Origin of the sequence: Paenibacillus sp. FSL R5-0527, assembly GCF_038008055.1 — a bacterium.
In the GTDB taxonomy this organism is placed as follows: Bacteria; Bacillota; Bacilli; order Paenibacillales; family Paenibacillaceae; genus Fontibacillus; species Fontibacillus macerans.
Genome location: NZ_JBBOYI010000001.1, coordinates 755,312 through 782,199, shown reverse-complemented (window position 1 = coordinate 782,199; position 26,888 = coordinate 755,312). Strand labels below are relative to the sequence as shown.

Below are 26,888 nucleotides of genomic sequence, written 5' to 3'. Positions count from 1 at the left end.
TCAATTCCTCACACATCATATCCCATTTGGACCCGAATCGGAAGTTTTTTTGCCAAATTAATGGATGGCCTTTTTCTTGAAACGTCCGCCCTTCACGTCATGGATATTCCCGACCGCCAAAAAGGCGTTTTCATCGTAATGATTTACGATTTCCTTCAACTTGGCTTCCTCCAAGCGGGTAATCACGCAAAAGATGACCTTTTTCGGATCCCCGGAAAATCCGCCTTCGCCCGATAAATACGTCACGCCCCGGCCCAGGCGGCTCAAAATGGCGTCCCCGATTTCGTCAATCTGGTCGCTGATGATCCAAACCGATTTCGATTCGTTTAAGCCGTCCACGACGATATCGATCGTTTTATAAGCAATATAATAGGCCAGCAATGAGAATAAAGCCCGTTCCCAGCCGAATACAAATCCGGCGCTTAGCAAAATGAAGAAGTTGAAAAACATGATGACTTCGCCTACGGAAAAAGGAGTTTTGCGGGAGATTAATATAGCGACAATTTCGGTTCCGTCCAAGGATCCGCCAAAACGGATCACGATCCCGGTTCCGAGGCCGAGCAAAATGCCGCCGAACACGAATGCCAGCAGAGTATCGCTCACAAATGCTTGAACGGGATGCAGCAGCGCCGTTCCGGCCGACATGACGGAGATCCCGATCAGCGTGGATATGGCGAACGTTTTGCCGATCTGCTTATAGCCGATAATGAGAAAGGGGAGGTTAAAGAGGAATAGAAAAATACCCAGCGGGAAACCCGATAAATATGAAGACATGACGGAGATGCCCGTAATTCCGCCGTCCGTGATCTTGTTGGGCACCAGGAACAGCTCAAGCGCTACGGAAACGATAATCGCTCCGATCACAATGAACATGGTCCGGAACAGTATACTTTTGACCGTTCTCTGTTTATGCTGCCGCATTTGCTGCGGCAAGCCCGAGGAAGTCATATTGCTTGGGTTTATGGCGTTCAATCGCATCACGATCCTTTCGGTAAAAATATCTTTTCTTTCATCTCCACTCCTAATTGATCCATTTCTTGAAACCGGACGGACACCCTATCTTTATTATTGCATGTTTTTATGCTTCATGTCTTGCTTTTCATGCAATTTTAAATTTGAAAAACCTCACCGCTGGCGAGGTCCTTTGCCGTGCAAACCCATACGCTCAGTGCAAAGGGAGGGGTGGGTATGGGGTGGCTCAAGACCAAAATCAGTGCTTGACAAAATAAATGATGACGTAGATGGGGGAGGGTGTCTCTCCAAGCCACTTTGCACAATCATCCCTTTGGTTCAGGAAGCCAAGTCACCTGGTCAAACGGGATAATCGTGCAAAGCCTCCGGATAGCGAGTCTCGCTCCAGGCCACGGTCTGTTGTAGGCTTGACTATCAAGCACTGATGATTAGGTTGAACCAATATAATGTTTAAAAAACCTCAGCCTTGGGCTGAGGTCGTGATGTTTCCGGGTCAGGCTTATCCTACTTATCCTTCAGGATTGTTATGGCTGACGTGGTTCTGTGTCTTTACTTTCTTGGACCCGGACAGCGGCTCCGGTCCCCCCGTTTTCCGCTCGCGGCGCGGGTTGTCTTCCGGTCCGTTGCCGGCCGAAGTTTGATACGTTTGCGGTTTTGTCATCGCAAGTCCTTCCCTTCATTATCGATGTAGGGTTAATTTGTGATGAAACCCTCTGCATTATGCAAAAAAGAGAGCATCGCTGCTCTCTTGCAAACCGCATGGTATGTATGGCGGAGAGGATGGGATTCGAACCCATGTGAGCTTGCACTCTAACGGTTTTCAAGACCGCCCCGTTATGACCGCTTCGGTACCTCTCCGTAAAGGTGAATCCGATTTGGGTAACAAATCAGATTCTACCACATTGCCTGCCGATTCGCAAGCCGTTAACGCTTGGTAATCTTCTCAATGTTACCCATGTAAGGCCGCAGCACTTCCGGGATTTCCACGCTGCCGTCCGCTTGCTGGTAGTTTTCCAGAATCGCGGCAACGGTGCGTCCTACCGCCAGCCCCGAGCCGTTCAGGGTATGCACGAATTCGGGTTTGGCCTTCGGCTCCGGGCGGAACCGGATATTGGCGCGGCGAGCCTGAAAATCCTCGACATTGGAGCAGGAGGAAATTTCGCGGTACATGCCGCTCTCCGGCAGCCACACTTCGAGATCGTACGTTTTGGCGGCCGTAAAGCCAAGATCGCCCGTACACAGCGCCAGCACGCGATAAGGTAATTTAAGCAGCTGCAGCACGCGCTCCGCGTTGGCGGTCATCTTCTCCAACTCATCGTAGGACGTATCCGGATGCACGATTTTGATCATTTCCACTTTGTTGAACTGGTGCTGGCGAATCAATCCGCGCGTATCCCGGCCCGCCGCGCCTGCCTCCGAACGAAAACAGGAACTGTAGGCCACATAGTTGCGCGGAAGGTCTTCCGCATTCAAAATCTCATCGCGATGATAGTTTGTCACAGGCACTTCCGCCGTAGGGATAAGATAGTAATCGCTGGTCCCCTGCAGCTTGAACAGGTCCTCTTCGAACTTCGGAAGCTGCCCCGTTCCGTACAAACTGTCGCGGTTTACGATGTACGGCGGCAGCATTTCCTCATAGCCATGTTCATTGCTGTGCAAATCCATCATGAAGCTGATCAGCGCCCGCTCCAGGCGCGCCCCGAGGCCCTTGTAAAAAGCAAACCGCGATCCAGTGACCTTGGCCGCCGCTTCAAAATCGAGAATGCCGAGCCCGGCCGCCACGTCCCAATGGGCTTTCGGAGCAAAATCAAAAACCCGCGGCTCGCTCCAACGGCGAACCTCGACGTTTTCCTCCTCCGAAGCGCCTACGGGCACGCTCGCGTGCGGAATGTTCGGAATCGCCAACATCAATTCATCGATCTGCGCCTCGAGCGTCCGAATCTCCTCGTCCAGCTCCTTGATCCGGTCCCCGACCTCGCGCATTTCCGCGATCAACTCGTCGGCATTCTCCTTGTTCTTCTTCCGCTGCGCCACTTCGGCGGACACCGTATTGCGGCGGTTCTTCAGCGATTCGCTCTCCTGAAGCAGCTCCCGGCGTTTCTCGTCCAGCGGCTGAAAACCGGAGATGAGCTCCAGCGATTTCCCCCGGTTTTTCAAGGCTTCTGCAACCCGTGCATAATCGTTTCGCATTATTTTTACATCCAACATGAGTAGTCCCTCCTAGATTCATCCCTTTGCAGGCCTGCCTACCTCAAGAATCATCCGTCGAAGGGAGGCTGCTATGGATAGATGGAAACGCCGGCCGGCGGTTTTTGTGATCCCAAACAGATAAAACCTCGACCCATCAAAGGAGTCAAGGTCCCTGTCTACGGCCGCTTCGTCTGCTTGATCATTTCAACAAAATAAGCATGGAGCGAGAAATCATCGGTCAGCTCCGGGTGAAAGGACGAAACGAGCAAATGCCCCTGACGGGCCGTGACGATCTCGTCCTTGTACGTCGACAATACTTCAACGCCCGGTCCTGCTGCGGTGATCAGCGGTGCGCGAATAAATACGGCCCGCAGCGGAGCATCAAGACCCTTAACCTCCAAATCCGTCTCAAAGCTCTCCCGCTGGCGTCCGAAAGCGTTCCGCGATACCTTGATATCCATTAAACCGAGGTGGGATTCTTCCCCGCCTTCGATTTCCTTGGCCATCACGATCAGACCGGCGCAGGTGCCAAACAGAGGTTTGCCTTCCCGGGAAAAGTCTTGGATCGCTTCAATAAATCCGTATTTCCGCATCAGTTTGCCGATCGTCGTGCTTTCGCCCCCCGGAATGATGAGTCCGTCCAGTTCGCTCAGCTGCTCAGTCCGCTTCACGGCCGTCCCGCTGGCCCCGGCGCTTTCCAAGCTCCGAATATGCTCCGCTACGGCGCCCTGCAGCGCCAACACTCCTACCTTCATGGCAATCCTTCTTTCTTTCCGCAGCCAAAACTATGTACACCCCGGCCATCAAATGGATTGGCCGGGGTAGGTGAGGACCGCTTCCTTCGCTATTTCCGGACCCTATTACCAGCCGCGTTCCGACATCCGTTCCGCAGCGGACAATTTGGAAATCTCAATTCCTTTCATCGGCGTACCCAAGTTTTTGGATACTTCGGCAATCAACTTATAATCCGTGTAATGCGTCGTCGCCTCGACGATCGCGCGGGCGAACTTCTCCGGGTTGTCCGATTTGAAAATACCCGAACCGACGAACACCCCGTCCGCGCCCAGATGCATCATCAGCGCGGCGTCGGCCGGGGTCGCCACGCCGCCGGCGGCGAAGTTCACGACCGGCAGCCTGCCGTTTTCATGAACCTCCAGGAGCAAATCGTACGATACGCCCAGGTTTTTGGCCTCCGCGTACAGTTCGTCTTTGGACATGTTTTGAACTTTACGGATTTGGCTGTTGATCAGACGCATATGACGAACCGCTTCCACGATATTTCCGGTTCCGGGTTCACCTTTCGTACGGATCATCGACGCGCCTTCACTGATTCGGCGCAGCGCTTCGCCAAGGTCTTTCGCGCCGCAAACGAACGGTACGGTGAAATCCCGTTTATCGATATGAAACACTTCGTCCGCCGGGGTCAACACTTCGCTCTCGTCCAGATAGTCTACCCCCAGCGATTCAAGAACTTTCGCTTCTACGTAGTGGCCGATCCGGGCTTTCGCCATGACCGGAATGGAAACGACCTTCATTACTTCTTCGATAATCGTCGGGTCCGCCATCCGGGCGACGCCGCCGGCTGCCCGAATATCCGAAGGAACCCGCTCCAGCGCCATGACGGCGGTAGCCCCGGCCGCTTCGGCGATCTTGGCTTGCTCGGCGTTCATAACGTCCATGATGACGCCGCCTTTTTGCATCTCGGCCATGCCTCTCTTAACACGCGATGTTCCTGTTTCCATGTCCAACCCTCCGATAATAATCTAACTTGATATTTTACAATATTCCCTTTAAATATACAACTCGCTTACTCGGAATTTCGGGTCTAGAACAGATTCTTGATCCCATTGAACAGATCGCTGAAGAAATCGCCGATCGCCCGCATCATCAAGGTGAACCAGCCGGCCTTCTCCGTGTCCTGGGCCGTAATCAGGTTGACGGTTTTTTCCAACGTTTGCTCCATCCCCGGAGCTTTAAAGGAATAAGTAACCGTCCCCACCTTTGTCCCCTGCTTCAGCGGAGCGGTCAGGCTGGCGGCATCGTCCAGCGTCACTTTCGCTTGAACGGCGCTTGTATCCGCCCCTTTCGGCACTACAAAGCTGACGGCTTGATCGGTTACCACAGGTACTTTCGTGTTTTTCGCTTTGTTTATGGTTACCGTCTCCGTACCGGCCACAGTCGCTTTCGGAGGAACGATCTGTTTGGTCTCGAAGTTATTGAAACCGTAATCCAGCACTTTGCGGGTTTCGACGAAACGCGCGGACTCCGATTTGGCGTCTGCGCCCATGACGACGCTGATTAACCGCATGCCGTTCCGCACAGCTGTTCCCGTAAAGCAATTGCCGGCTTTGGAGGTATGGCCGGTTTTCAGGCCGTCCATACCCTCATAAGCATATTTTCTTAAGTACACGTTATCTTTGTTCGCTTCCAGCATCCAGTTCAGGTTCACCATCGGCGCGGTGTCGCGGGCCCGGAACTTTTTGCTTTGAATGGTGGTAAAACGGTTGAAATCCGGGTGGTCGGTCACGATATACTTGGCCAGGATCGCCGCATCCATAGCGGACATGACGGTTTCCTTGCCGTCGGTCGGCTGAAACTCCTCGGGCATATCTTTAATGTCAAGGCCGGTGGCGTTGGCGAAATGGGTATGGGTCATGCCCATCCGTTTGGCTTCGTCGTTCATCATTTTAACGAATGCCTGCTCGGAACCGGCAACGTGCTCGGCGAGCGCCACCGTAGCGTCATTCGCCGATGCGATGGCCATGGCGGTATACAGCTCTTCTATCGTATGCTGATCTCCCTCGGCCAGGAAAATCCGCGAACCGATCGTGTTTGCGGCATTTTTTCTTACCGTTACCACTTCGTCCCATTTGAATTTGCCCTGTTTTACGAGGTCAGCAACAATGTATTCGGTCATCATTTTGGTCATGCTGGCCGGCGGCAACGCCTCATCGCCGTTGACACTCAGCAGCACTTGCCCGGATACGGGCTCCAATAAAACGGCAGATCTTACTTTAAGGTCTAAGGATTCCACGGAAGGAATTGAGGTGGTCGCAGATGGCACTGCCGCAGGTTTGGTAGAAGTTGCTTCCGTTTGTTCTCCTTCCGCCAGCGCCATGGCCGGCACCAAAGAGAAGCACAGTGCGTTCAGCAGCAATACAGACGCTACGCTTTTGCGCAGGAAACGCCGTTTGGATGATGTTGTCTTACGTTTTGATTGTTTGTGTTTCAATGCCCTTAAAGCTCCCCTCATATTCTCTTTCATTTACTTTTTCTATTCTATCACAGGGGATATCGCAAAAAAAGACAAGCCCCGGCGAAATTGCCTGGCTTGCCTTGGTAGATTGTGGAATAGTGATAGAGCCGATAGATTTATAGCGAGTAGTTCGGCGCTTCCTTCGTGATTTGCACATCGTGCGGATGGCTTTCGCGGAGGCCGGCTCCCGTAATCCGGATAAATTGCGTATCGTTCCGCAGCTCGTCCAGATTTTTAGTGCCGCAGTAGCCCATGCCGGAACGCAGCCCGCCGATCAGCTGATGGATCGTGTCGGACAGCGGACCTTTGTAGGCAACCCGTCCCTCGATGCCTTCCGGAACAAGCTTCTTGTCGTCATCCTGGAAGTAGCGGTCTTTGCTGCCCTGCTTCATCGCGCCCATCGAACCCATGCCTCTGTACACCTTATAGCGGCGCCCTTGATAAATTTCCGAATCGCCGGGGCTCTCTTCCGTTCCCGCAAACAAGCTGCCCAGCATCACGGCATGCGCGCCCGCGGCGATCGCCTTCGTGATTTCGCCGGAATATTTGATGCCGCCGTCAGCGATGATCGGCACACCGTACTCGCGGGCTACCGTTGCGCAATCGTATACGGCCGTGATCTGCGGCACGCCGATGCCGGCGATGACCCGGGTCGTACAGATGGACCCCGGACCGATCCCGACTTTCACCACCGATGCCCCCGCTTCAATCAGGGCTCTGGTGGCATCTCCGGTCGCAACGTTCCCGGCGATGATCGTCAGGTCCGGATAACGTTTGCGGAGCTCTTTGACCGCATCGATGATGTTGATATGGTGGCCGTGCGCCGAATCGACCGTAATGACGTCAACGCCGGCATTGACCAACGCATCGGTCCGCTCGAACGTATCTTTGGAAATGCCCACCGCCGCGCCGACAAGCAGGCGCCCCTGAGCGTCTTTGGCCGCGTTCGGGAACTGGATCGCTTTTTCGATATCCTTAATGGTAATGAGGCCTTTCAGTACATTGTTCTCATCGACCAAAGGCAGCTTCTCAATCTTATGCTTCTGCAGGATCACTTCAGCCTCCTGCAGCGTTGTTCCGACCGGAGCGGTAACCAGATTTTCGCGGGTCATAACCTCGCTGATTTTGATATTGTAATCATGCACAAACCGCAAGTCCCGGTTCGTCAAAATCCCGATCAGCTTATGCTCATCATCGACGATCGGCACCCCGGAAATCCGGAATTTCCCCATAACCGCTTCCGCATCGGATACAAGATGGTTTGCCGTAAGCGAAAAAGGATTGGTGATTACGCCGCTTTCGGAGCGTTTAACCCGATCCACTTCCTCTGCCTGCTGCTCGATCGGCATATTTTTGTGAATGATCCCGATGCCGCCTTCCCGCGCGATCGCAATCGCCAGCGCACTTTCCGTCACCGTGTCCATCCCTGCGCTGATCAGCGGAATGTTCAGCTTCACCTTGTCGCTCAGCTTCGTGGATACGTCGACCTCTTTAGGCAGTACCTCCGATTTGCGCGGAACCAAAAGCACATCGTCGAACGTTAAGCCTTCCTTATCAAATTTACTTTCCCACACCTTAAAGATCCTCCTTTAATGATTTTGTATGATGGCCGATTTCCTAAGTAAGCCCGGTTAAAGACGGCTGCGTGTACCCTTACCTAAAACAAGAACCGCCTGAAGCGGTATCTCGTGCTTGGGATCACCCTTATATATCAAGACCGGAAAGCCCCTTACGAAAATATATTATTGCAATCTTAGCAAAGGCCCTATAGGCTGTCAAGGAAAAGCAGAGCCAAATCTCCAAAGGGCTCCCGTGGGGAAACAATTGTCTTTGGGACACGAACACGGCCAAAAAACGCAGCTTCCGTCCACTGTATTTCTGCCCTAAACCGGGGATTCCGATTCTTCCGGCTTCAAAACAAAAGAACGGGGCCGTATCGGCTCCGTCCTTTGTTCTTTATTCGGTCTAAGTTCGGCCCGCCCGCACATGGCCAGGTACAGCGCCTGTCCGGCCGCTTACGGTTTGCGGTTCTCGCTGTATATCACCTGGTCGATAATCCCGTAGGCCTTGGCCTCTTCCGCGGTCATAAAATAATCCCGGTCCATATCCTTCTCGATCTTCTCCAGAGGCTGGCCTGTGCAATCGGCGGCAATGGTATTCAATCTCTCGCGGATACGCAAAATCCGCCGCGCGCTGATCTCAATGTCGCTCGCCTGCCCCTTTACGCCGCCATGCGGCTGGTGGATCATGATTTCGCTATTCGGCAAGGCGAAGCGTTTTCCTTTGGCTCCGGCCAATAGCAGAATCGCCGCGAAGGAAGCGGCAAAACCGGCGCAAATGGTCTGGACGTCCGGCTTCACGTACTGCATCGCATCGTAAATCGCAAAACCCGCTGAAGTCGAACCGCCCGGGCTATTGATATAAAAATGGATGTCCTTCTCCGGATCCTCAGCCGCCAAAAACAACATCTGCGCCGTAATGCTGTTGGCCACCTGATCGTCAATCTCCGAACCGAGGAAAATAATCCGGTCCTTTAGGAGACGCGAATAAATGTCGTAAGAACGCTCTCCGCGATCCGTCTGTTCAATGACATATGGAATTACCGAGCTCATAGGGTTACCTCCTTAATTGGGTCAAGCCGCAGCTGTCATCATCCATTGGCTCTTAACCGGCTTCGCCGTCCGCGTGTCCGGTTGGGCTGCCGCGTTACGTCGATATGACTGCAACGTTAAGGTTGGAACAAGGTTTTCAGGACGAGGCTCGTTGAACAACATGGCCAATGCAGAGGCATCCTGACGGCGAAATGCGTCCAAATAGGCATACACCACCGCTTCATGCGCTCCTGCATCGTTTTGCCGTTCCGAAAAAGCGCGCGCTTTTCCTTGCTCTTCTCCTTCCCGCGATTGAAGCAGACCGTTGCGCAGCTTCGTACGGGCCCGATGCAGCGCCGCCTTGACGGCCCCTTCCGTTGACTGAATCAACTGGGCCGCTTCCGCTGCCGTATACTGCAAAACATCCACCAACAGCAACGCGGTCCGTTGATTCGGCGGAAGCTGGCTGACCAAAGTCTCCATCGCCGCCCAAACGCTGGTCTCATCCAACTGCCGCTGTGGCAGTTCCTCCACGAGCATCGGCTGTGCCGGGAGCATTTTTTTGCGACCGCGGTCAATCCAGGTATTTCTGGCCGCTTTGTATAAATAAGCGCGTGTGAGCCGAATGCGATCCCCTTGATTCCGCAAGGAGGACCAAATCTTCAGCCACGTATCCTGTGCCAGATCATCGCCTTCCCATGCCGATCCTGCTAAAGCTCGGCAATAGCTGCGCAAGGCCTTTTGATGAGCGTCGATCCACTCTGGAAAATCGGGCCCTTCTCCGGCTTTCTCGGCTTTCCCGTTTCCTTCGGGAACCCCGGCAGTCCTGGCCGTTTTGCGATCCTCCCGCTCTGCAGCATCTTTACGCATGTTAGAACACCTCCTGCCCATACATCGCCCTAAAACCTTCCGACAGTTGACCAATCTATATTTTTTGATTTTGCTGTTCACCGTTATAAACGAAAAATGAGCGGTAATCGATACGGTCTCATGCAAAATATTTTAACTGATTTTTCGTATCCGTTCTAATTTAGTGGCGGTACTGCCGTGGTATAGATATGGTATGCACGAAAATCGTAAGCAGCGGCCAGCAAATATAAAAGCACAGCCGACGGATTCGGCCGTGCTCTCTTCTCTGGGGCTGTGCGGCATTCTTATCGCAAACTGTCCTTTTTCGCGCATGTTATAAACTCTAACGGACCGTAAAGGACCGTAAAGACCCTATCTCCCCATTTCCCGAGTATTTCCACTGGCGTTGCATTAACTTTTGCTCAAGCTGTCCCGTAAAAGCTATCCGAAATCTAACGGTTGTAGCAGCGGCTATTTACCGAAAAAAGCCCTTTTCTAAATTCTAACGGTTGCGAGCGCCGTTATTTGCCTGAATCCAAGTAAAAATTACCGGTTTTCAGCGAAATAAGCACCATGGCAACCGTTAGAATTTGAAATCAACGGTATTGGAACAAATAGCGCTTGTGGCAACCGTTAGAATATTGGTGTGCCCAGAAAATGTAACTTGTCAGATTTAAATGCAAACGCTTGTAGGGTATTTCCCGTTCTAACGGACCCAGATGACGCTATCGGGCTAAAAATAACGCCATTCACGCTAAGCTGAGGGAAATAAGGTCCGCTCGGTCCGTTAAAATTTTTAGTCCTTCACTTTGGAGCAAATAACGCGCTCAGGTCCGTAGCCTCGTTTGCTACGTCTCCTCTCCATCGCAACCCATCGCTAGTGACCATCCCCCGGTGTCCGCTGTACAACGTTCTATCCATCTCATCCCGCAGCGGCATTCCGACAATGCAAAAAAACACCGCCGATCACTCGGCGGTGCTCTTCTTCATGCTTGGCGGCGTCCTACTCTCCCAGGACCCTTCGGTCCAAGTACCATCGGCGCTGGAGGGCTTAACGGTCGTGTTCGGGATGGGTACGCGTGGAACCCCTCCGCCATCGCCACCAAACGATTCAAGGTTAATCCTTGAAAACTGGATACGAAACAAATTTGCTGTTTTAGTTCCCCTACTCCATTTCGGGGTATTTGTTTGGATAAGCCCTCGACCGATTAGTACCTGTCAGCTCCATGCATTGCTGCACTTCCACCTCAGGCCTATCAACCTCGTCGTCTTCAAGGGGTCTTACTAATTGGGAAATCTCATCTTGAGGGGGGCTTCACGCTTAGATGCTTTCAGCGCTTATCCCGTCCGCACTTAGCTACCCAGCTGTGCTCCTGGCGGAACAACTGGTACACCAGCGGTGCGTCCATCCCGGTCCTCTCGTACTAAGGACAGCTCCTCTCAAATTTCCTGCGCCCACGACAGATAGGGACCGAACTGTCTCACGACGTTCTGAACCCAGCTCGCGTACCGCTTTAATGGGCGAACAGCCCAACCCTTGGGACCTACTTCAGCCCCAGGATGCGATGAGCCGACATCGAGGTGCCAAACCTCCCCGTCGATGTGGACTCTTGGGGGAGATAAGCCTGTTATCCCCAGGGTAGCTTTTATCCGTTGAGCGATGGCCCTTCCATGCGGTACCACCGGATCACTAAGCCCGACTTTCGTCCCTGCTCGACTTGTCAGTCTCGCAGTCAAGCTCCCTTTTGCCTTTGCACTCTACGAATGATTTCCAACCATTCTGAGGGAACCTTGGGGCGCCTCCGTTACTCTTTAGGAGGCGACCGCCCCAGTCAAACTGCCCGCCTGACACGGTCCCCGTACCGGCTTACGGTACTGGGTTAGAACTCCGATACGATCAGGGTGGTATCCCAACGTCGCCTCCATGGAAGCTTGCGCTCCCACTTCCTAGGCTCCCACCTATCCTGTACAAATCGTATCAAAGTCCAATATCAAGCTGCAGTAAAGCTCCATGGGGTCTTTCCGTCTTGTCGCGGGTAACCTGCATCTTCACAGGTATTAAAATTTCACCGGATCTCTCGTTGAGACAGCGCCCAAGTCGTTACGCCATTCGTGCGGGTCAGAATTTACCTGACAAGGAATTTCGCTACCTTAGGACCGTTATAGTTACGGCCGCCGTTTACTGGGGCTTCGGTTCACAGCTTCGGGTTTAACCCCTAACCGCTCCCCTTAACCTTCCAGCACCGGGCAGGCGTCAGCCCGTATACTTCGCCTTGCGGCTTCGCACAGACCTGTGTTTTTGCTAAACAGTCGCTTGGGCCTTTTCACTGCGGCCCCCTCGAGCTATTCACTCTACCGGGGCACCCCTTCTCCCGAAGTTACGGGGTCATTTTGCCGAGTTCCTTAACGAGAGTTCTTCCGCGCGCCTTAGAATTCTCTTCTCGCCTACCTGTGTCGGTTTGCGGTACGGGCACCTTCTCCTGGCTAGAGGCTTTTCTCGGCAGTGTGAGATCATGACCTTCGGTACTGTAAATTTTCCCTCCCCATCACAGCCCAGCCTTACGGTGTGCGGATTTGCCTACACACCAGCCTCACTGCTTGGACGGGGCATTCCATCGCCCCGCGTCACTACCCTCCTGCGTCACCCCATCGCTCGTAACGGATTACGGTGGTACAGGAATTTCAACCTGTTGTCCTTCGACTACGCCTTTCGGCCTCGCCTTAGGTCCCGACTTACCCTGAGCGGACGAACCTTCCTCAGGAACCCTTAGGCTTTCGGCGGATCAGATTCTCACTGATCTTTTCGTTACTCATACCGGCATTCTCACTTGTATGAAGTCCAGCGCTCCTTCCGGTACACCTTCAACCCTCATACAACGCTCCCCTACCCCTGATACTAAAGTATCAAGCCATAGCTTCGGTGGTGTGTTTAGCCCCGTTACATTTTCGGCGCAGAGTCACTCGACCAGTGAGCTATTACGCACTCTTTAAATGGTGGCTGCTTCTAAGCCAACATCCTGGTTGTCTGTGCAACTCCACATCCTTTCCCACTTAACACACACTTGGGGACCTTAGCTGATGGTCTGGGCTGTTTCCCTTTTGACAATGGATCTTAGCACTCACTGTCTGACTCCCGGTGAATCAGTCTATGGCATTCGGAGTTTGACTGAGCTTGGTAACCCTTGCGGGCCCCGCACCCAATCAGTGCTCTACCTCCACGACTGTCACACCGAGGCTAGCCCTAAAGCTATTTCGGGGAGAACCAGCTATCTCCGAGTTCGATTGGAATTTCTCCGCTACCCCCACCTCATCCCCGCACTTTTCAACGTACGTGGGTTCGGGCCTCCAGTGCGTGTTACCGCACCTTCACCCTGGACAGGGGTAGATCACACGGTTTCGGGTCTACGCCTGCAAACTAAATCGCCCTATTCAGACTCGCTTTCGCTGCGGCTCCGGCTTCTCGCCTTAACCTTGCTTGCAAACGTAACTCGCCGGTTCATTCTACAAAAGGCACGCCATCACCCATAGAGAGGGCTCTGACTTCTTGTAAGCACACGGTTTCAGGATCTGTTTCACTCCCCTTCCGGGGTGCTTTTCACCTTTCCCTCACGGTACTGCTTCACTATCGGTCGCTAGGGAGTATTTAGCCTTACCAGATGGTCCTGGCAGATTCATACGGGGTTTCACGTGCCCCGCACTACTCGGGATCCGTCTCGGAGGGCGAAGACTTTCGATTACAGGGCTTTTACCTTCTCTGGCCGGCCTTTCCAGACCTGTTCGTCTAACCTCTGCCTTTGTAACTCCATGTGAGACGTCCCACAACCCCGAAGAGCAAGCTCTTCGGTTTAGGCTAATCCGCGTTCGCTCGCCGCTACTGACGGAATCACTATTGTTTTCTCTTCCTCAGGGTACTTAGATGTTTCAGTTCCCCTGGTATGCCTCTTCACCACCTATGGATTCAGTGATGAGTGACTAGGTATTACCCCAGCCGGGTTTCCCCATTCGGACATCCCCGGATCGATGCTTGCTTACAGCTCCCCGAGGCAGTTTCGTTGTTCGCCACGTCCTTCTTCGGCTCCTAGCGCCTAGGCATCCTCCGTGTGCTCTTAGTAGCTTAACCATGATTTTTCCCGAAGGAAAAATATCAAACCACTAATATCTTCACTTGTTTTGACACAAGTTCAGCTAAAAGGATTGTTCTAAAACGCAAATTTCGTTTCGTTATCCAGTTTTCAAGGATCAAATTGAGAGTTGAACTCTCAAAACTGACCAACGAGTGAGTAAGTTCGCTAACCGAGTTAGCTATTTGAATGCTTCCATCGCAGGAAGCGATTCTCCATAGAAAGGAGGTGATCCAGCCGCACCTTCCGATACGGCTACCTTGTTACGACTTCACCCCAATCATCTACCCCACCTTCGGCGGCTGGCTCCTTGCGGTTACCTCACCGACTTCGGGTGTTGTAAACTCTCGTGGTGTGACGGGCGGTGTGTACAAGACCCGGGAACGTATTCACCGCGGCATGCTGATCCGCGATTACTAGCAATTCCGACTTCATGCAGGCGAGTTGCAGCCTGCAATCCGAACTGAGACCGGCTTTTCTAGGATTCGCTCCAGATCGCTCCTTCGCTTCCCGTTGTACCGGCCATTGTAGTACGTGTGTAGCCCAGGTCATAAGGGGCATGATGATTTGACGTCATCCCCACCTTCCTCCGGTTTGTCACCGGCAGTCACTCTAGAGTGCCCAACTTCACTTGCTGGCAACTAAAGTCAAGGGTTGCGCTCGTTGCGGGACTTAACCCAACATCTCACGACACGAGCTGACGACAACCATGCACCACCTGTCTCCTCTGTCCCGAAGGAAAGCCATATCTCTACAGCGGTCAGAGGGATGTCAAGACCTGGTAAGGTTCTTCGCGTTGCTTCGAATTAAACCACATACTCCACTGCTTGTGCGGGTCCCCGTCAATTCCTTTGAGTTTCAGCCTTGCGGCCGTACTCCCCAGGCGGAGTGCTTAATGTGTTTACTTCGGCACCAAGGGTATCGAAACCCCTAACACCTAGCACTCATCGTTTACGGCGTGGACTACCAGGGTATCTAATCCTGTTTGCTCCCCACGCTTTCGCGCCTCAGCGTCAGTTACAGCCCAGAGAGTCGCCTTCGCCACTGGTGTTCCTCCACATCTCTACGCATTTCACCGCTACACGTGGAATTCCACTCTCCTCTTCTGCACTCAAGCCGTCCAGTTTCCAGTGCGACCCGGGGTTGAGCCCCAGGATTAAACACCAGACTTAAACAGCCGCCTGCGCGCGCTTTACGCCCAATAATTCCGGACAACGCTTGCCCCCTACGTATTACCGCGGCTGCTGGCACGTAGTTAGCCGGGGCTTTCTTCTCAGGTACCGTCACTCCTGTAGCAGTTACTCTACAGGACGTTCTTCCCTGGCAACAGAGCTTTACGATCCGAAAACCTTCATCACTCACGCGGCGTTGCTCCGTCAGACTTTCGTCCATTGCGGAAGATTCCCTACTGCTGCCTCCCGTAGGAGTCTGGGCCGTGTCTCAGTCCCAGTGTGGCCGTTCACCCTCTCAGGTCGGCTACGCATCGTCGCCTTGGTGAGCCGTTACCCCACCAACTAGCTAATGCGCCGCAGGCCCATCCGTAAGTGACAGATTGCTCCGCCTTTCCCAAGCCTCCCATGCGAGAGACTTGATTATCCGGTATTAGCTACCGTTTCCGGTAGTTATCCCGGTCTTACGGGCAGGTTGCCTACGTGTTACTCACCCGTCCGCCGCTAACCATCAGGAGTGCAAGCACTCCATCAGGTCCGCTCGACTTGCATGTATTAGGCACGCCGCCAGCGTTCGTCCTGAGCCAGGATCAAACTCTCCAATAAAGGTTGTTTGACTTGCTCATTTGGAAAAACTGACGAGAATTTTAATTCTCATTTATACTCACTCGTTGTTCAGTTTTCAAAGATCAACTTCTCGCTATCAACCAATCTCTCGGCGACAACTCTTATACTATATCATGTCCGGCGTTATCTTGCAAGCATTATTTTTTTCTGCAATTTCTTAGCTGACTGTCATAATGCCTACGAATAACGACCGGATTTATAATATACCACCTTTTCCGGGATGGCGCAACCTATTTTAGTGCTTTTCATTCATGCAAATATATCCATACGCCATCACCTCAAAAAAAGCCCGGCTACAGCCGGGCTCTTAGTCAAAACCAAAATCGATTAAACCTCAGAACGCATATGCGGGAACAGCAGCACGTCGCGGATGGAAGCCGAATCGGTAAGCAGCATAACAAGGCGGTCCACCCCGATGCCAAGCCCGCCGGTTGGCGGCATTCCGTATTCCAATGCACGAATAAAGTCTTCGTCCATTTCATGAGCCTCGTCGTTCCCTTTTTCCCGTTCCAGCAATTGAGCCTCAAAGCGCTGACGCTGGTCGATCGGATCGTTCAGCTCGGTGAACGCATTGGCATGCTCGCGCGCAACGATAAATAATTCAAAACGGTCGGTAAAGCGCGGATCCTGCTCGTTTTTCTTGGCCAGCGGGGAGATTTCCACCGGATGCCCGTAAACAAACGTAGGCTGGATCAACGTTTCCTCGACAAATTGCTCAAAGAAAGCATTCAAAATATGACCAAACGTCATATGCGGCTCGACTGGAACTTTATGCTCCTTGGCCAAACGATGCGCCTCTTCATTGCTCATTTGCACGCCGAAGTCAACGCCGGTAACCTCCTTGACCGCATCGACCATCGAAACGCGGCGCCATTGCGGCGCCAAATTGACCTCATGCCCCTGGTAGTGAACCACTTGCGTTCCCAACACTTCCTGGGCGATATGCGCGATCATATTTTCGGTCAGGGCCATAATATCCTTGTAGTCGGCATAAGCCTCATACAATTCGATCATTGTAAATTCAGGGTTGTGGCGTGTCGAAACCCCTTCATTGCGGTATACGCGGCCGATTTCATACACCTTTTCCAAACCGCCGACAATAAGCCGCTTGAGATGAAGCTCGATGGCGATCCGCATGTACAGCTGCATATCCAGGGCGTTATGATGCGTAATAAACGGCCGGGCCGCGGCTCCACCGGCAATGTTGTGAAGGGTTGGCGTTTCCACTTCCAGATAGCCGAGCGAATCCAGATAACGCCGCATCGATTGGATGATCCGCGAACGTTTAATGAAGGTTTGCTGTACTTCCGGGTTTACGATCAAATCGACGTAACGCTGGCGGTAACGCAGCTCGACGTCCTTCAAGCCATGATACTTATCCGGCAGCGGGTAAAGCGATTTGGACAGTACCTCCAAGTCTTTTACCTTGATCGTTGTCTCTCCGGTTTTGGTTTTAAATACTTCCCCGGTTACCCCGACGATATCGCCCAGGTCGAGAATATTAAACGCCGCATATTTGTCTTCAGGTACGCTGTCCTGACGCACGTAAATCTGAATTTTGCCGGACAGGTCCTGAATATGCGCAAAGCTGGCTTTCCCCATAACGCGTTTTGCCATAATCCGGCCGGCGACCGACACCTCTACGTTCTTTTCCTCCAGCTCTTCCTTGGAAAGCCCGTCATAGTCCCGGATAATGTCTCCGGCCATCGCGGTGCGTTCGTATTTTTTGCCAAAAGGATCGATTCCGAGTCCGCGCAGCTCGTCCAATTTATCGCGGCGAATCTGCAGCAGTTCACTAACCTCTACGGTTTCCTGATTGTTGAGTTCCTCGCTCATGCCTATCGCTCCACTCCTTAAAAGAAACTTATATTTGGTAACGGCCAGAGGAAACAGTGAAAGAAGCTTCCGCGGGGGAAGCTTCTTTCGTCGCTAATTCCGGCTTTATTTCTTGATATCCACAATTTTGTATTGAATCACGCCCGCCGGGACGTTGACGTCGACGATTGCGCCCTTTTTCTTCCCGAGAATCGCTTTGCCCACAGGGCTTTCGTTGGAAATTTTGTTTTGCATCGGATCGGATTCCGCCGTCCCGACGATCGTATATTCCATTGTGTCGCCGAACTCCAGATCCTCTACCGTTACGATCGAACCGATGCTGACCGTATCCGTATCAATTTCATCATTATTGATAATCCGAGCGTTGCGCAGCATTTTCTCCAAGGTAATAATACGCCCTTCGATAAAGGCCTGCTCGTTTTTGGCGTCTTCGTACTCCGAGTTCTCACTGATATCCCCGTACCCGATCGCAACCTTGATCCGCTCCGCCACTTCGCGGCGTTTTACGGACTTCAGGTTTTCCAATTCTTCTTCCAGTCTCTTAAGACCATCTTGGGTAAGAATTACTTCTTTATCACTCATCTCAACCGATTCTCCTGTCATGGAAATAATTTTTGCACCTGGCGTAAGGCGCCCTGCCTCTTCCGTTCTGGCAACATCCATGTGCGTGCAAGCATCATCCGAGTATATCTTATGCGATCTTATGGAATGGTCAGACCACCACATTTTGCACGTTGTGGCAGTTAACTCCTGAGGCGAATTTTATATTGTGAAATTATAGGTGAACGATTCCCAAATGTCAATGACACCAGGTTTTACAAATGTAAACGTTTTAAAAACGTTCGCTTCACATGTTCGCCAATTCAGCCCCGGAAAGCATAAGTTTAAGCCGAAACCTCTTCACGGGACGCGGCCTCGGACAATTCGGCGACAAAATTCTCAAGAATCCGGACCATTTCATCACGCCGGGTTTCTTCCATGATGAGATCTTTGATGCGGGCCGAACCTTTGAGCCCTTTCAAATACCAGGCCAAATGCTTGCGCATTTCGCGAACGGCCACATGCTCGCCTTTCAGCGCGGCCAAACGGTCCATATGCAGGATGGCGATCCGGATTTTTTCATGAGCGTCCGGCTCCGGAAGCAGTACGCCCGTTTTGAGATATTCTATCGTACGGTACAACATCCACGGATTGCCGAGCGCTCCGCGTCCGATCATCACCCCGTCGCAGCCGGTTTCGTCCAGCATGCGTTTGGCATCCTCCGGCGTGACCACGTCGCCGTTCCCGATGACAGGGATCGACACGGCTTCCTTGACCTGCCGGATGTAGCTCCAGTCCGCCTTACCGGTATACAGCTGCTCCCGCGTCCGGCCGTGCACGCTGACCGCTTTGCCGCCCGCCGCCTCCACCGCTTTGGCATTGTCAATCACATAAATATGATCACTATCCCAGCCAATCCGCATTTTTACCGTAACCGGCTTGCTGACGGCCGCCACCACCGCGGACACCATCTCAAAAATTTTATTCGGGTCCAGCAGCCAGCGCGCACCCGCATCGCATTTCGTCACTTTCGGCACCGGACAGCCCATGTTGATATCGATGATATCGGCATTAGTATCCTGGTCGACGACCTTGGCCGCCTCCACGAGGGACTCGCGGTCGCCGCCAAAAATCTGCAGGCTCAGCGGCTTTTCGCGCTCATCGACAAACAGCATTTCCTGCGTGCGCTTGTTGCCGTGTATGATCGCTTTATCGCTAACCATCTCCGCGCAGACAAGCCCTGTTCCAAATTCCTTGGCAATCAGCCGGAAAGCCGGATTGCACACGCCTGCCATTGGGGCGAGCACGACTTGGTTTTTCATTTCAATATCGCCGATCTTCAGCAAGAGGGTTCCCTCCTATACCTAATAATGTTGGTTAACTTCAATCTATCCTTCCGCCGTCAGCTCAGCCAACTCAACGTTCAGGGCATCGGCAATTTTTTGTAAAATTTGCTCATCCGGCCGGCGGTTGCCCCGTTCGACAGCCCCAAGGACCGCGAGAGACACGCCAGTTTTCTCGGCAAGCTGCTGTTGCGTCAAGCCTTTCAGTTTTCGGAAAGCGCGGATGCGCTGTGCCAGGTGTAGGTTTTCCAAAATCGGACGCCTTCCTTTCCATCTATGGTGTCCAAGGCTGCCTGCATGCGCTCATAAAGCCCGGAGGATTCCCCTTTTGGGACGATATCGGCAAGGGGAATCAGCACAAATGCCCTTTCCATCATCCGCGGATGCGGCAAAGTAAGCAGCGGCGTATTCATTTCCCTGCCTTCGACCCACAGTAAATCAAGATCCACCGTGCGCGGACCAAACCGGACTTTGCGCTCCCGTCCGAGCCGGAGCTCGATGTCCAGCATTTCCGAGAGCAGCTGTTCCGGGTCCAGCGTCGTTTTCAGCGCCAGCGCCATGTTCAAAAAACAAGGCTGATCCAAATATCCGACCGGATCGGTCTCGTACAGGTTCGAGCAGCGCAGCACCTCAATCGCGGGATGCTTCTGAAGCTCCGCAATCGCCTGCGTCAAAGTCGCTTCGCGGTCGCCCAGATTAGCCCCCAAAGCAATATAAGCCTCTGAAACGTCAGAGGGAGATGTTGTGTTCATAAACGGCTTCTCACTTTCTGGAACGGTACAACTCCACCGTCACGCCTTCAAAATGAATATCAAACGGAGGGTGCGGTTTCGTCACCTTTACCGTTAAGGCATCTACCATAGTATAAGTGTCCAAAACGGAGGATGCAATATGTTCGGCTAGCGCCTCGATCAATTTAAAGCTTTTTTGCTGGACGATGCCTTGCACGAGCTCATGGACCTCGGCATAATTTACCGTTTTCGCCAAATCGTCGCCGGCTCCCGCCTCCCGCAAATCAAGCTCCAGCTCCAAATCGACGTAAAAACGCTGGCCCAGCTTGCGTTCTTCCGCGAACACCCCGTGATATCCGTAATATTCCATGCCCCGCAGTACCAATTTATCCATTCAGTATACTCCCTTTACTGGAAAATAAGCCACCTTGTATGTGGTATGTTTAAGGTTAGGTTCAAGCATAAACGATCGCATCGCACATTTGCACGGTCCGTTTGATCTCCTTGACGTCGTGAACGCGGACGATCTGGCAGCCCTGCGCGATGCCCAGCGCCACAGTGGCCGCGGTGCCGAAAACCACTTGGTCCACCGGCAAATCCAGGGCCGTGCGGATAAATCTTTTGCGGGAGGTGCCGAGCAGCAGCGGGTACCCCAAGCTGACCAGTTCATCCAGGGCCTGCATCACGCGCAAATTTTCCGAATAATCCTTGGCAAACCCGATTCCCGGATCGAGAATGATCTTGTCATCGCTGATCCCCGCATTACGGGCAAGCTCCACGCATTCCCGCAAATCCGCGGCCACATCCTGCAGCAGATCGCGGTAATTTCGGTCGTGGCGGTTGTGCATCAAAATAACGGGGCAAGCGTATTCCGCCGCCACCTGGGCCATTTGCTGGTCTGCTTTAAAGCCCCAGACATCGTTGATGATATGGGCCCCTGCCTGCAGCGCTTCCCGGGCCACCCGCGCTTTATACGTGTCTATGGAGAGCGGCACCCGCGGCAGTTCGCGGCGCAGCGCTTCAACGACCGGAATGACCCGTTCAAGCTCTTCCCGCTCATCCACCGGTTCGTGCCCCGGACGGGTCGATTCCCCGCCGATGTCGATCAAATCCGCCCCGTCCTCCACCATTTGGCGGGCATGCTCCAGAGCCAGGTCCACGCGATTGTAACGGCCTCCATCGGAAAAAGAATCCGGCGTCACGTTCAAGATGCCCATCACCAGCGTCCGTTCGCCCAGTATAAGCTCCGCGCTTCCCAGCCGGTAGCTCCGATGATGCAACGTAGGCTTCATGTAAAATCCCTCGCTTTCTGTCGATACTTGTCCAGCAGCCTTTGCGTTGCCGGCCCGATTCGTCCATTCCCGACTTTCACCGCGGGTGTTCCAGGACTAACCAGCTCCGTCACCGGGACGATCTCCTGAATGGAGTTGGTCACAAAAACCTCGTCCGCCGCAAGCAGCCTGTCCCACGCGTAATATCCCTCTTCCCGGTCAAGGCCGCATTCCGCAGCCAACTCCAGCACCGCGGCGCGGGTAATCCCCGGCAGAATGCCCGTACCGATATCCGGTGTATATAATTTCCCATTTTGCACAAAAAATAAATTGCTGACGATCCCCTCCGCCAGCCAGCCTTCAGCCGTCAAAAGCAGCCCTTCTCCCGGAACGGCGCTGCGCGGCGCAAAAGCGGAAGCTCCCGCCTCCCGTTCCAGGCGGATAAGTTCGCGCTTGGCCAAGATGTTGTTCATGTAATGCAGCGATTTCAAGCGGACCTCGCCTTCCGGCGTGTTCCGCCGCGTCTCAAGCCGCCAGAGCGGCTTGCCGGCGGTGTACAGCATTGCCGGCGGTCCGGGAAGCGGCTTGACATAGATAATCGTCGCCGGCTCCCCGTAGTCTCCGGCCGGCAGCCCCAGCGGCCCAGCGCCGGCCGTAACCGTAACCCGGATGTATCCTTCGGCCAATCCGTTAAGTTCCAGCAGCTCGGCGATTTGCTCGCGAAAGCGGCCTGGGCCCGCTGTTCCGAAGGCGCTGTCAAAGCGGATTCCCAGCGCCTCGCAGCCCGCCCGCAGCCGCTCCAAATGCCGCTCCAGCAAAAAAGGCCGGCCGCCGTATGTCCGGAACGTCTCGAACAGGCCGATACCGTACATGAAGCCGTGATCCATCACGGATATCACGGCTTCGGCGGCTGGGGTAGGAACTCCGTTTACCCCGATGTAGTTCATGCTTTCGCTTCCGCCTTCCGGCTCAGGAAATTGCGGAGCATCTGATGGCCGTGCTCGGTAATGATCGATTCCGGGTGGAATTGAACCCCTTCAACGGCATATTCCTTGTGGCGCAGCCCCATGATTTCGCCTTCCTCCGTCTCGGCCGTGATCTCCAGGCAATCCGGGAGACTCTCGCGTTCGACGATCAACGAATGGTAACGGGTTGCGGTAAACGGCGACGGCAGCCCGGCAAACACCGACTCCCCGCGGTGATAAATCGGGGAAGTCTTCCCATGCATCAGCCGCTCGGCGCGGATCACCTTCCCGCCGAAAGCCTGGCCGATCGCCTGATGGCCCAGGCAAACGCCGAAAATCGGGATCACGCCTTTGAAGCGTTCGATCAACTCGAGCGTAATTCCGGCTTCATTGGGCGTGCAGGGCCCCGGTGAAATCAATATATGATCCGGCTGCAAAGCCTCGATACCCGCAAGATCGATCTCGTCGTTGCGGCGGACAGTCACTTCCTCGCCAAGCTCGCCTAAATACTGTACTAGGTTATACGTAAAAGAATCATAGTTGTCGATAACCAATATCATGTCTCGTCTCATCTCCTGTCCCCAGCTTTGCCCGGACGGTTCTCGCTGTTGCGAACCGCCAAAGCGACCGCTTTGGCTTTATTATGGCATTCCCTAAACTCGCGATACGGAACCGAATCGATTACGATACCGGCTCCTGCCTGAATATAACCTACGCCGTCCTTTACGACCAGCGTACGTATAATAATATTTAATTCCATATTCCCGTTATAGTCAATCCATCCCATGGCTCCGGTGTAAGGACCGCGGGTGACCGGCTCGAGCTCCTCGATAATCTCCATCGTCCGCACCTTGGGAGCCCCGGTGATCGTCCCCCCGGGAAAAACGGCGGCAATCACGTCATAAACCGTCTTGCCGGGGGCAAGCCGTGCCTCCACCTCGGATACAAGATGCATCACGTGCGAATAACGCTCGATGGTGAACAGCTCGCTGGCCCGCACCGAACCGTAATCGGCTATACGCCCCAAATCGTTGCGCAGCAGATCGACGAGCATGATATGCTCGGCCTGTTCTTTTTCGTTCGTGCGCAGTTCTTGCTCCATTTTCCGGTCTTCTTCCGGGGTTCGCCCGCGCCGCCTCGTTCCGGCAATCGGCCGGGTGCTGGCCTTCCCTTGCTCGACCTTGACCAGCAGCTCCGGGGAAGCGGACACGAGCTGAAAATCCGGAAACCGGAGCATCCCCATATACGGGGAAGGGTTCACACGCCGCAGCTGCTCATACACCTGCTCTGGCGTCCCCTGCATGGGGAACGCATGGCGGAGGGACAAATTCACCTGAAACACGTCGCCCGCCGCGATATAATCCTGCACTCGCATCACGGCGACCTCGAAGGACTCCTGCGTCATCGACGCGCCGGCAGCCCCCAAATCGGCCTCGAGCGGGTCCGGACCGGGCGGCACGGTAACGGGCCGGATGCTGCTGCCCGGTTGGGCGCCCCCGCACCGAGCACTGTCGGGTTGTACGCAGCTTAACCAGGCATTACCGGGTTGCGTGATTACGGAAGTTACACTGCCGTGGGTTATACTGCCGGTGGTTACGCTGCCGGTGGTTGCACTGCCGGCGGTTGCACTGCCGGTGGGTACGCTGTCGGCGGTTACACTGCCGGCGGTTGCACTGCCGGTGGGTACGCTGTCGGCGGTTACACTGCCGGCGGTTGCACTGCCGCGTCCTTCGCTTATGGAGTGTCCACTATTGCTTTGCCCCCCTGCAGGTTTGCCGCCCGGCTGACCGCCCCTCCGCTCCGCGTCCGCAGCCTCTGCGCCAAGCCGGACAATCTCCGCCCAACGCCGCTCCATTTGCTCCGCTTGCCGCTTCGCCCCCTCATACAGAACCGCCAGTTCTACAGGATCTCCGGCTCTCCCGGCCTCGCCGTCTGTTTGCGCCGCCCCCCGTTCTCTCGGCAGATTTTCAATCCCCGGACACGCACGATGAACGACACAGTATACGTCCCCCAACTCCTGATCGATGACCCAAAGCTCCTCCACACGCATCCAGACATAATCATCCAGGCCCAAATCATCCTTAGCCAGCTGTGGCAGCCGCTCCAATGAACGGACAACATCGTAGGCCAGAAAACCGACGGCCCCGCCGCAGAACTTGGGCAGCCCGGGCAGCGCCGGCGACCGGTATGGGGCCATCCAGGCCTGCAGCAGCTCCAGCGGCTTGCCCTGAAGCTTCAACTCAGCCGTTCCCGAAGCGATAGACCCGGATAAGGTAGGTCTGGATGCTGTAGATTCAGATTCTGTAGATTCAGATGCCGTAGGCCCGGATTCCGCAGATCCAGATGCCGTAGGCCCGGATGCGGTAGATCCGAAAGCCATATCAAGAACGACGGCCTCCTCTCCTTTGCCACGAATCACCGAAACCGGCTCCAGTCCGAGAAACGTGTACCGCCCTCCCTTGCCGCTCTCCAGCACAAACGAATACGGATGCGCCCGCTTCCAGGCCTCCGCCCAATCCTCCGGCAGCAGCGCCGCGCCCGCTTTGACCTTCCCGGCGTACGGCAGCAGCGTCCACGTCCCTTCCGCGGCCCAAGCCCGCCACTGCTCCCATGTCGTCATCGTCTCTATCATCAGCCGCCAATTCCTCCAGAACAAATTGCGTTTATTGGTAGCTAGTATACTAAAGAACCGCTGCAATTTTAAATATATTTGCAAAAATAATCGTTTTGCCCAGGGAACGCCGATCAACTCTAAACAGGAACCCGCCGATCAAGCCGGTGGTTCTTCTGGAATTGCGCCGAGAAAACCTTGATACGGTCTGAGAATTTCTTCCGAAAAAACATAAGTACAAAAAATGACGTTATTCCAGCGAGATCGCCCATTGAAAAAGAAATAGAGGCATTTTGTGCCGCTAATCTCTTGGATTGCAAGGAAATGCCCCTCAATCCACACTATCACCAGGAAATAAGTACAAAAAATGCTCCTAATGGGGATGAACAACCTCAAATCCGGATAATAAGATCATAAAGTGCCGCTATTTTTGAAGCATGGGTTCAGACAGACGACGGTTAGTTGATCCAGCGGCCGCCGGCCATCCCCAAAAAAACAACCCCGCCCCATCCCTTCAAGGACGGCGGCGGGGCCTTATGCGCTCCAGACGAGCTTTATGCTTCAAAGTTGTAAAGCGGCGTACTAAGATAACGTTCCCCGTTGCTTGGAACGATGGCGACGACGCGTTTGCCTTTGCCCAGCTGTTTGGCCACTTTCAGCGCGGCGAATACCGCTGCACCCGACGAAATACCGGACAGGATGCCTTCCTCCTTCGCCACAATGCGCGCTTGCTCGAACGCTTCCTCGTTTTCGACATGAATGATTTCATCATAAATTTCCCGGTTCAAAATTTCCGGAATGAAGTTGGCACCCAGCCCTTGAATTTTGTGAGGGCCCGGTTTGCCGCCCGATAAAATCGGGGAGGCCGCCGGCTCCACCGCGTAAATTTTGATGTCGGGGAAGCGTTGCTTCAGCACTTCGCCGGCGCCGCTGATCGTCCCGCCCGTGCCGATCCCGGCTACGAACGCGTCCAGACGGCCGTCCAGCGATTCGATCGCTTCGACGATTTCCGGACCGGTCGTTTCACGGTGGATTTTCACGTTCGCCTGATTTCTGAATTGATCCGCCAGGTAATAATCCGGATTGGCCGCCAGCAGCTCCTCGGCTTTCTTCACCGCCCCGTTCATCCCTTCGGCTCCCGGCGTGAGCACCAGCTCGGCGCCATAAGCGCGCAGCAGATTGCGGCGTTCAAGGCTCATCGTTTCCGGCATTACGATAACGGCCTTATATCCTTTAGCGGCGGCCACCATCGCCAGTCCGATCCCGGTGTTGCCGCTCGTCGCTTCAATAATCGTACCGCCCGGCTTCAGCTTGCCCGCCTTTTCCGCTTCCTCCACAATGCTAAGCGCGATCCGGTCTTTAACGCTGGAGCCCGGGTTTTGGTATTCCAGCTTCACATAGATCTCCGCGCTGTCTTCCGGAACGACCCGGTTCAACCGGACCAGCGGTGTATCGCCAATCAGTTCCGTTACATTGTTTACGATCTTTGCCATATTCAATATCCTCCCTTTTGGATAAAAAAATAACCCTGATCATGCCCTGATGCGATCCACCCGATGCCATGATATTGCTCGTTGTCATGATAGCCTGATATCATGATATCGCCTGATGTCATGATATTGCCCAATGTCATACTGTGCCGAATGAAAGCCAATCCGAAACTATAGGATATGCCGATCCATCCGCTTTCATTTATTTCCGAGTAAATAAGTTGGTTTTATAACTATTATCTTAACAATCCCGACCGGTGTTGTCAAGAAAGTCACAAAAAATACTTTGCTTCCCGGGCATTTTGACCCAGTCCGCAAAGTATTCC

At 53.9% G+C, this 26,888-nt stretch carries 20 protein-coding genes, 1 tRNA gene and 3 rRNA genes; all 24 read right to left on the bottom strand.

Translation table 11 applies throughout. The features are described from left to right. Positions 1 to 57: 57 nt before the first annotated feature. Positions 58 to 873, bottom strand: coding sequence for a YitT family protein (locus tag NYE69_RS03550; protein WP_412761722.1), 816 nt, complete (start codon positions 871 to 873; stop codon positions 58 to 60). Between the two features lie 607 nt (positions 874 to 1,480). Further along, positions 1,481 to 1,633, bottom strand: coding sequence for a small acid-soluble spore protein P (locus NYE69_RS03545; RefSeq protein WP_340924013.1), 153 nt, complete (start codon positions 1,631 to 1,633; stop codon positions 1,481 to 1,483). A 108-nt stretch (positions 1,634 to 1,741) separates the two neighbouring features. Beyond that, positions 1,742 to 1,830 (bottom strand) — tRNA-Ser (locus NYE69_RS03540). Between the two features lie 66 nt (positions 1,831 to 1,896). Next, positions 1,897 to 3,180, bottom strand: a complete 1,284-nt coding sequence (gene serS / locus NYE69_RS03535; protein WP_340924010.1) for a serine--tRNA ligase — start codon at positions 3,178 to 3,180, stop codon at positions 1,897 to 1,899. A 158-nt stretch (positions 3,181 to 3,338) separates the two neighbouring features. Further along, positions 3,339 to 3,917 carry a pyridoxal 5'-phosphate synthase glutaminase subunit PdxT gene (pdxT, locus tag NYE69_RS03530; protein ID WP_340924005.1) on the bottom strand — a complete coding sequence of 193 codons (579 nt, stop codon included), beginning with the start codon at positions 3,915 to 3,917 and terminating at the stop codon, positions 3,339 to 3,341. A 105-nt stretch (positions 3,918 to 4,022) separates the two neighbouring features. Continuing rightward, positions 4,023 to 4,904 carry a pyridoxal 5'-phosphate synthase lyase subunit PdxS gene (gene pdxS, locus NYE69_RS03525; protein WP_340924002.1) on the bottom strand — a complete coding sequence of 294 codons (882 nt, stop codon included), beginning with the start codon at positions 4,902 to 4,904 and terminating at the stop codon, positions 4,023 to 4,025. A gap of 83 nt (positions 4,905 to 4,987) precedes the next feature. Next, positions 4,988 to 6,415 carry a D-alanyl-D-alanine carboxypeptidase family protein gene (locus NYE69_RS03520; RefSeq protein WP_340930257.1) on the bottom strand — a complete coding sequence of 476 codons (1,428 nt, stop codon included), beginning with the start codon at positions 6,413 to 6,415 and terminating at the stop codon, positions 4,988 to 4,990. A 119-nt stretch (positions 6,416 to 6,534) separates the two neighbouring features. Next, the gene (guaB, locus tag NYE69_RS03515) at positions 6,535 to 7,992 is read right to left on the bottom strand and encodes an IMP dehydrogenase (protein WP_036618052.1); all 1,458 of its coding nucleotides are present in this window, start codon (positions 7,990 to 7,992) and stop codon (positions 6,535 to 6,537) included. A gap of 441 nt (positions 7,993 to 8,433) precedes the next feature. Next, positions 8,434 to 9,030, bottom strand: a complete 597-nt coding sequence (gene clpP / locus NYE69_RS03510; protein WP_036618054.1) for an ATP-dependent Clp endopeptidase proteolytic subunit ClpP — start codon at positions 9,028 to 9,030, stop codon at positions 8,434 to 8,436. 21 nt (positions 9,031 to 9,051) lie between these two features. After that, complete coding sequence (locus NYE69_RS03505; RefSeq protein ID WP_328272958.1) at positions 9,052 to 9,879, bottom strand: RNA polymerase sigma factor; 828 nt, start codon at positions 9,877 to 9,879, stop codon at positions 9,052 to 9,054. A 969-nt stretch (positions 9,880 to 10,848) separates the two neighbouring features. Next, a 5S ribosomal RNA gene (gene rrf, locus NYE69_RS03500) occupies positions 10,849 to 10,965 on the bottom strand. Between the two features lie 81 nt (positions 10,966 to 11,046). Then, a 23S ribosomal RNA gene (locus NYE69_RS03495) occupies positions 11,047 to 13,978 on the bottom strand. A 222-nt stretch (positions 13,979 to 14,200) separates the two neighbouring features. Next, positions 14,201 to 15,754 (bottom strand): 16S ribosomal RNA (locus NYE69_RS03490). Together the 16S, 23S and 5S rRNA genes form the textbook arrangement of a ribosomal RNA operon. A 348-nt stretch (positions 15,755 to 16,102) precedes the next feature. Further along, positions 16,103 to 17,611, bottom strand: coding sequence for a lysine--tRNA ligase (lysS, locus tag NYE69_RS03485; RefSeq protein WP_328269720.1), 1,509 nt, complete (start codon positions 17,609 to 17,611; stop codon positions 16,103 to 16,105). 105 nt (positions 17,612 to 17,716) lie between these two features. Next, positions 17,717 to 18,193, bottom strand: coding sequence for a transcription elongation factor GreA (greA, locus tag NYE69_RS03480; RefSeq protein ID WP_036618060.1), 477 nt, complete (start codon positions 18,191 to 18,193; stop codon positions 17,717 to 17,719). A gap of 302 nt (positions 18,194 to 18,495) precedes the next feature. Continuing rightward, positions 18,496 to 19,497: a tRNA dihydrouridine synthase DusB gene (gene dusB, locus NYE69_RS03475; protein ID WP_328269722.1), complete on the bottom strand. Its 1,002-nt coding sequence runs from the start codon at positions 19,495 to 19,497 to the stop codon at positions 18,496 to 18,498. Positions 19,498 to 19,539: 42 nt separating this feature from the next. Next, positions 19,540 to 19,746, bottom strand: coding sequence for a helix-turn-helix domain-containing protein (locus tag NYE69_RS03470; protein WP_082207598.1), 207 nt, complete (start codon positions 19,744 to 19,746; stop codon positions 19,540 to 19,542). Then, complete coding sequence (gene folK, locus NYE69_RS03465; RefSeq protein WP_036618067.1) at positions 19,698 to 20,246, bottom strand: 2-amino-4-hydroxy-6-hydroxymethyldihydropteridine diphosphokinase; 549 nt, start codon at positions 20,244 to 20,246, stop codon at positions 19,698 to 19,700. The genes NYE69_RS03470 and folK overlap by 49 nt, the downstream gene beginning before the upstream one ends. A 10-nt stretch (positions 20,247 to 20,256) precedes the next feature. After that, on the bottom strand, positions 20,257 to 20,619 hold the full coding sequence (gene folB, locus NYE69_RS03460; RefSeq protein ID WP_328269723.1) for a dihydroneopterin aldolase: 363 nt from the start codon (positions 20,617 to 20,619) through the stop codon (positions 20,257 to 20,259). Positions 20,620 to 20,680: 61 nt separating this feature from the next. Further along, the gene (folP, locus tag NYE69_RS03455) at positions 20,681 to 21,517 is read right to left on the bottom strand and encodes a dihydropteroate synthase (RefSeq protein ID WP_328269724.1); all 837 of its coding nucleotides are present in this window, start codon (positions 21,515 to 21,517) and stop codon (positions 20,681 to 20,683) included. Further along, on the bottom strand, positions 21,514 to 22,443 hold the full coding sequence (locus NYE69_RS03450; protein WP_340923985.1) for an aminotransferase class IV: 930 nt from the start codon (positions 22,441 to 22,443) through the stop codon (positions 21,514 to 21,516). The genes folP and NYE69_RS03450 overlap by 4 nt, the downstream gene beginning before the upstream one ends. Then, a complete protein-coding gene (pabA, locus tag NYE69_RS03445) occupies positions 22,440 to 23,021 on the bottom strand; it encodes an aminodeoxychorismate/anthranilate synthase component II (protein ID WP_328273698.1) in 582 nt (193 codons plus the stop codon). The genes NYE69_RS03450 and pabA overlap by 4 nt, the downstream gene beginning before the upstream one ends. Before the next feature lie 8 nt (positions 23,022 to 23,029). Further along, a complete protein-coding gene (locus tag NYE69_RS03440; RefSeq protein ID WP_340923979.1) occupies positions 23,030 to 25,093 on the bottom strand; it encodes a chorismate-binding protein in 2,064 nt (687 codons plus the stop codon). Between the two features lie 533 nt (positions 25,094 to 25,626). Then, the gene (gene cysK / locus NYE69_RS03435) at positions 25,627 to 26,565 is read right to left on the bottom strand and encodes a cysteine synthase A (RefSeq protein WP_340923976.1); all 939 of its coding nucleotides are present in this window, start codon (positions 26,563 to 26,565) and stop codon (positions 25,627 to 25,629) included. Positions 26,566 to 26,888: the final 323 nt, after the last annotated feature.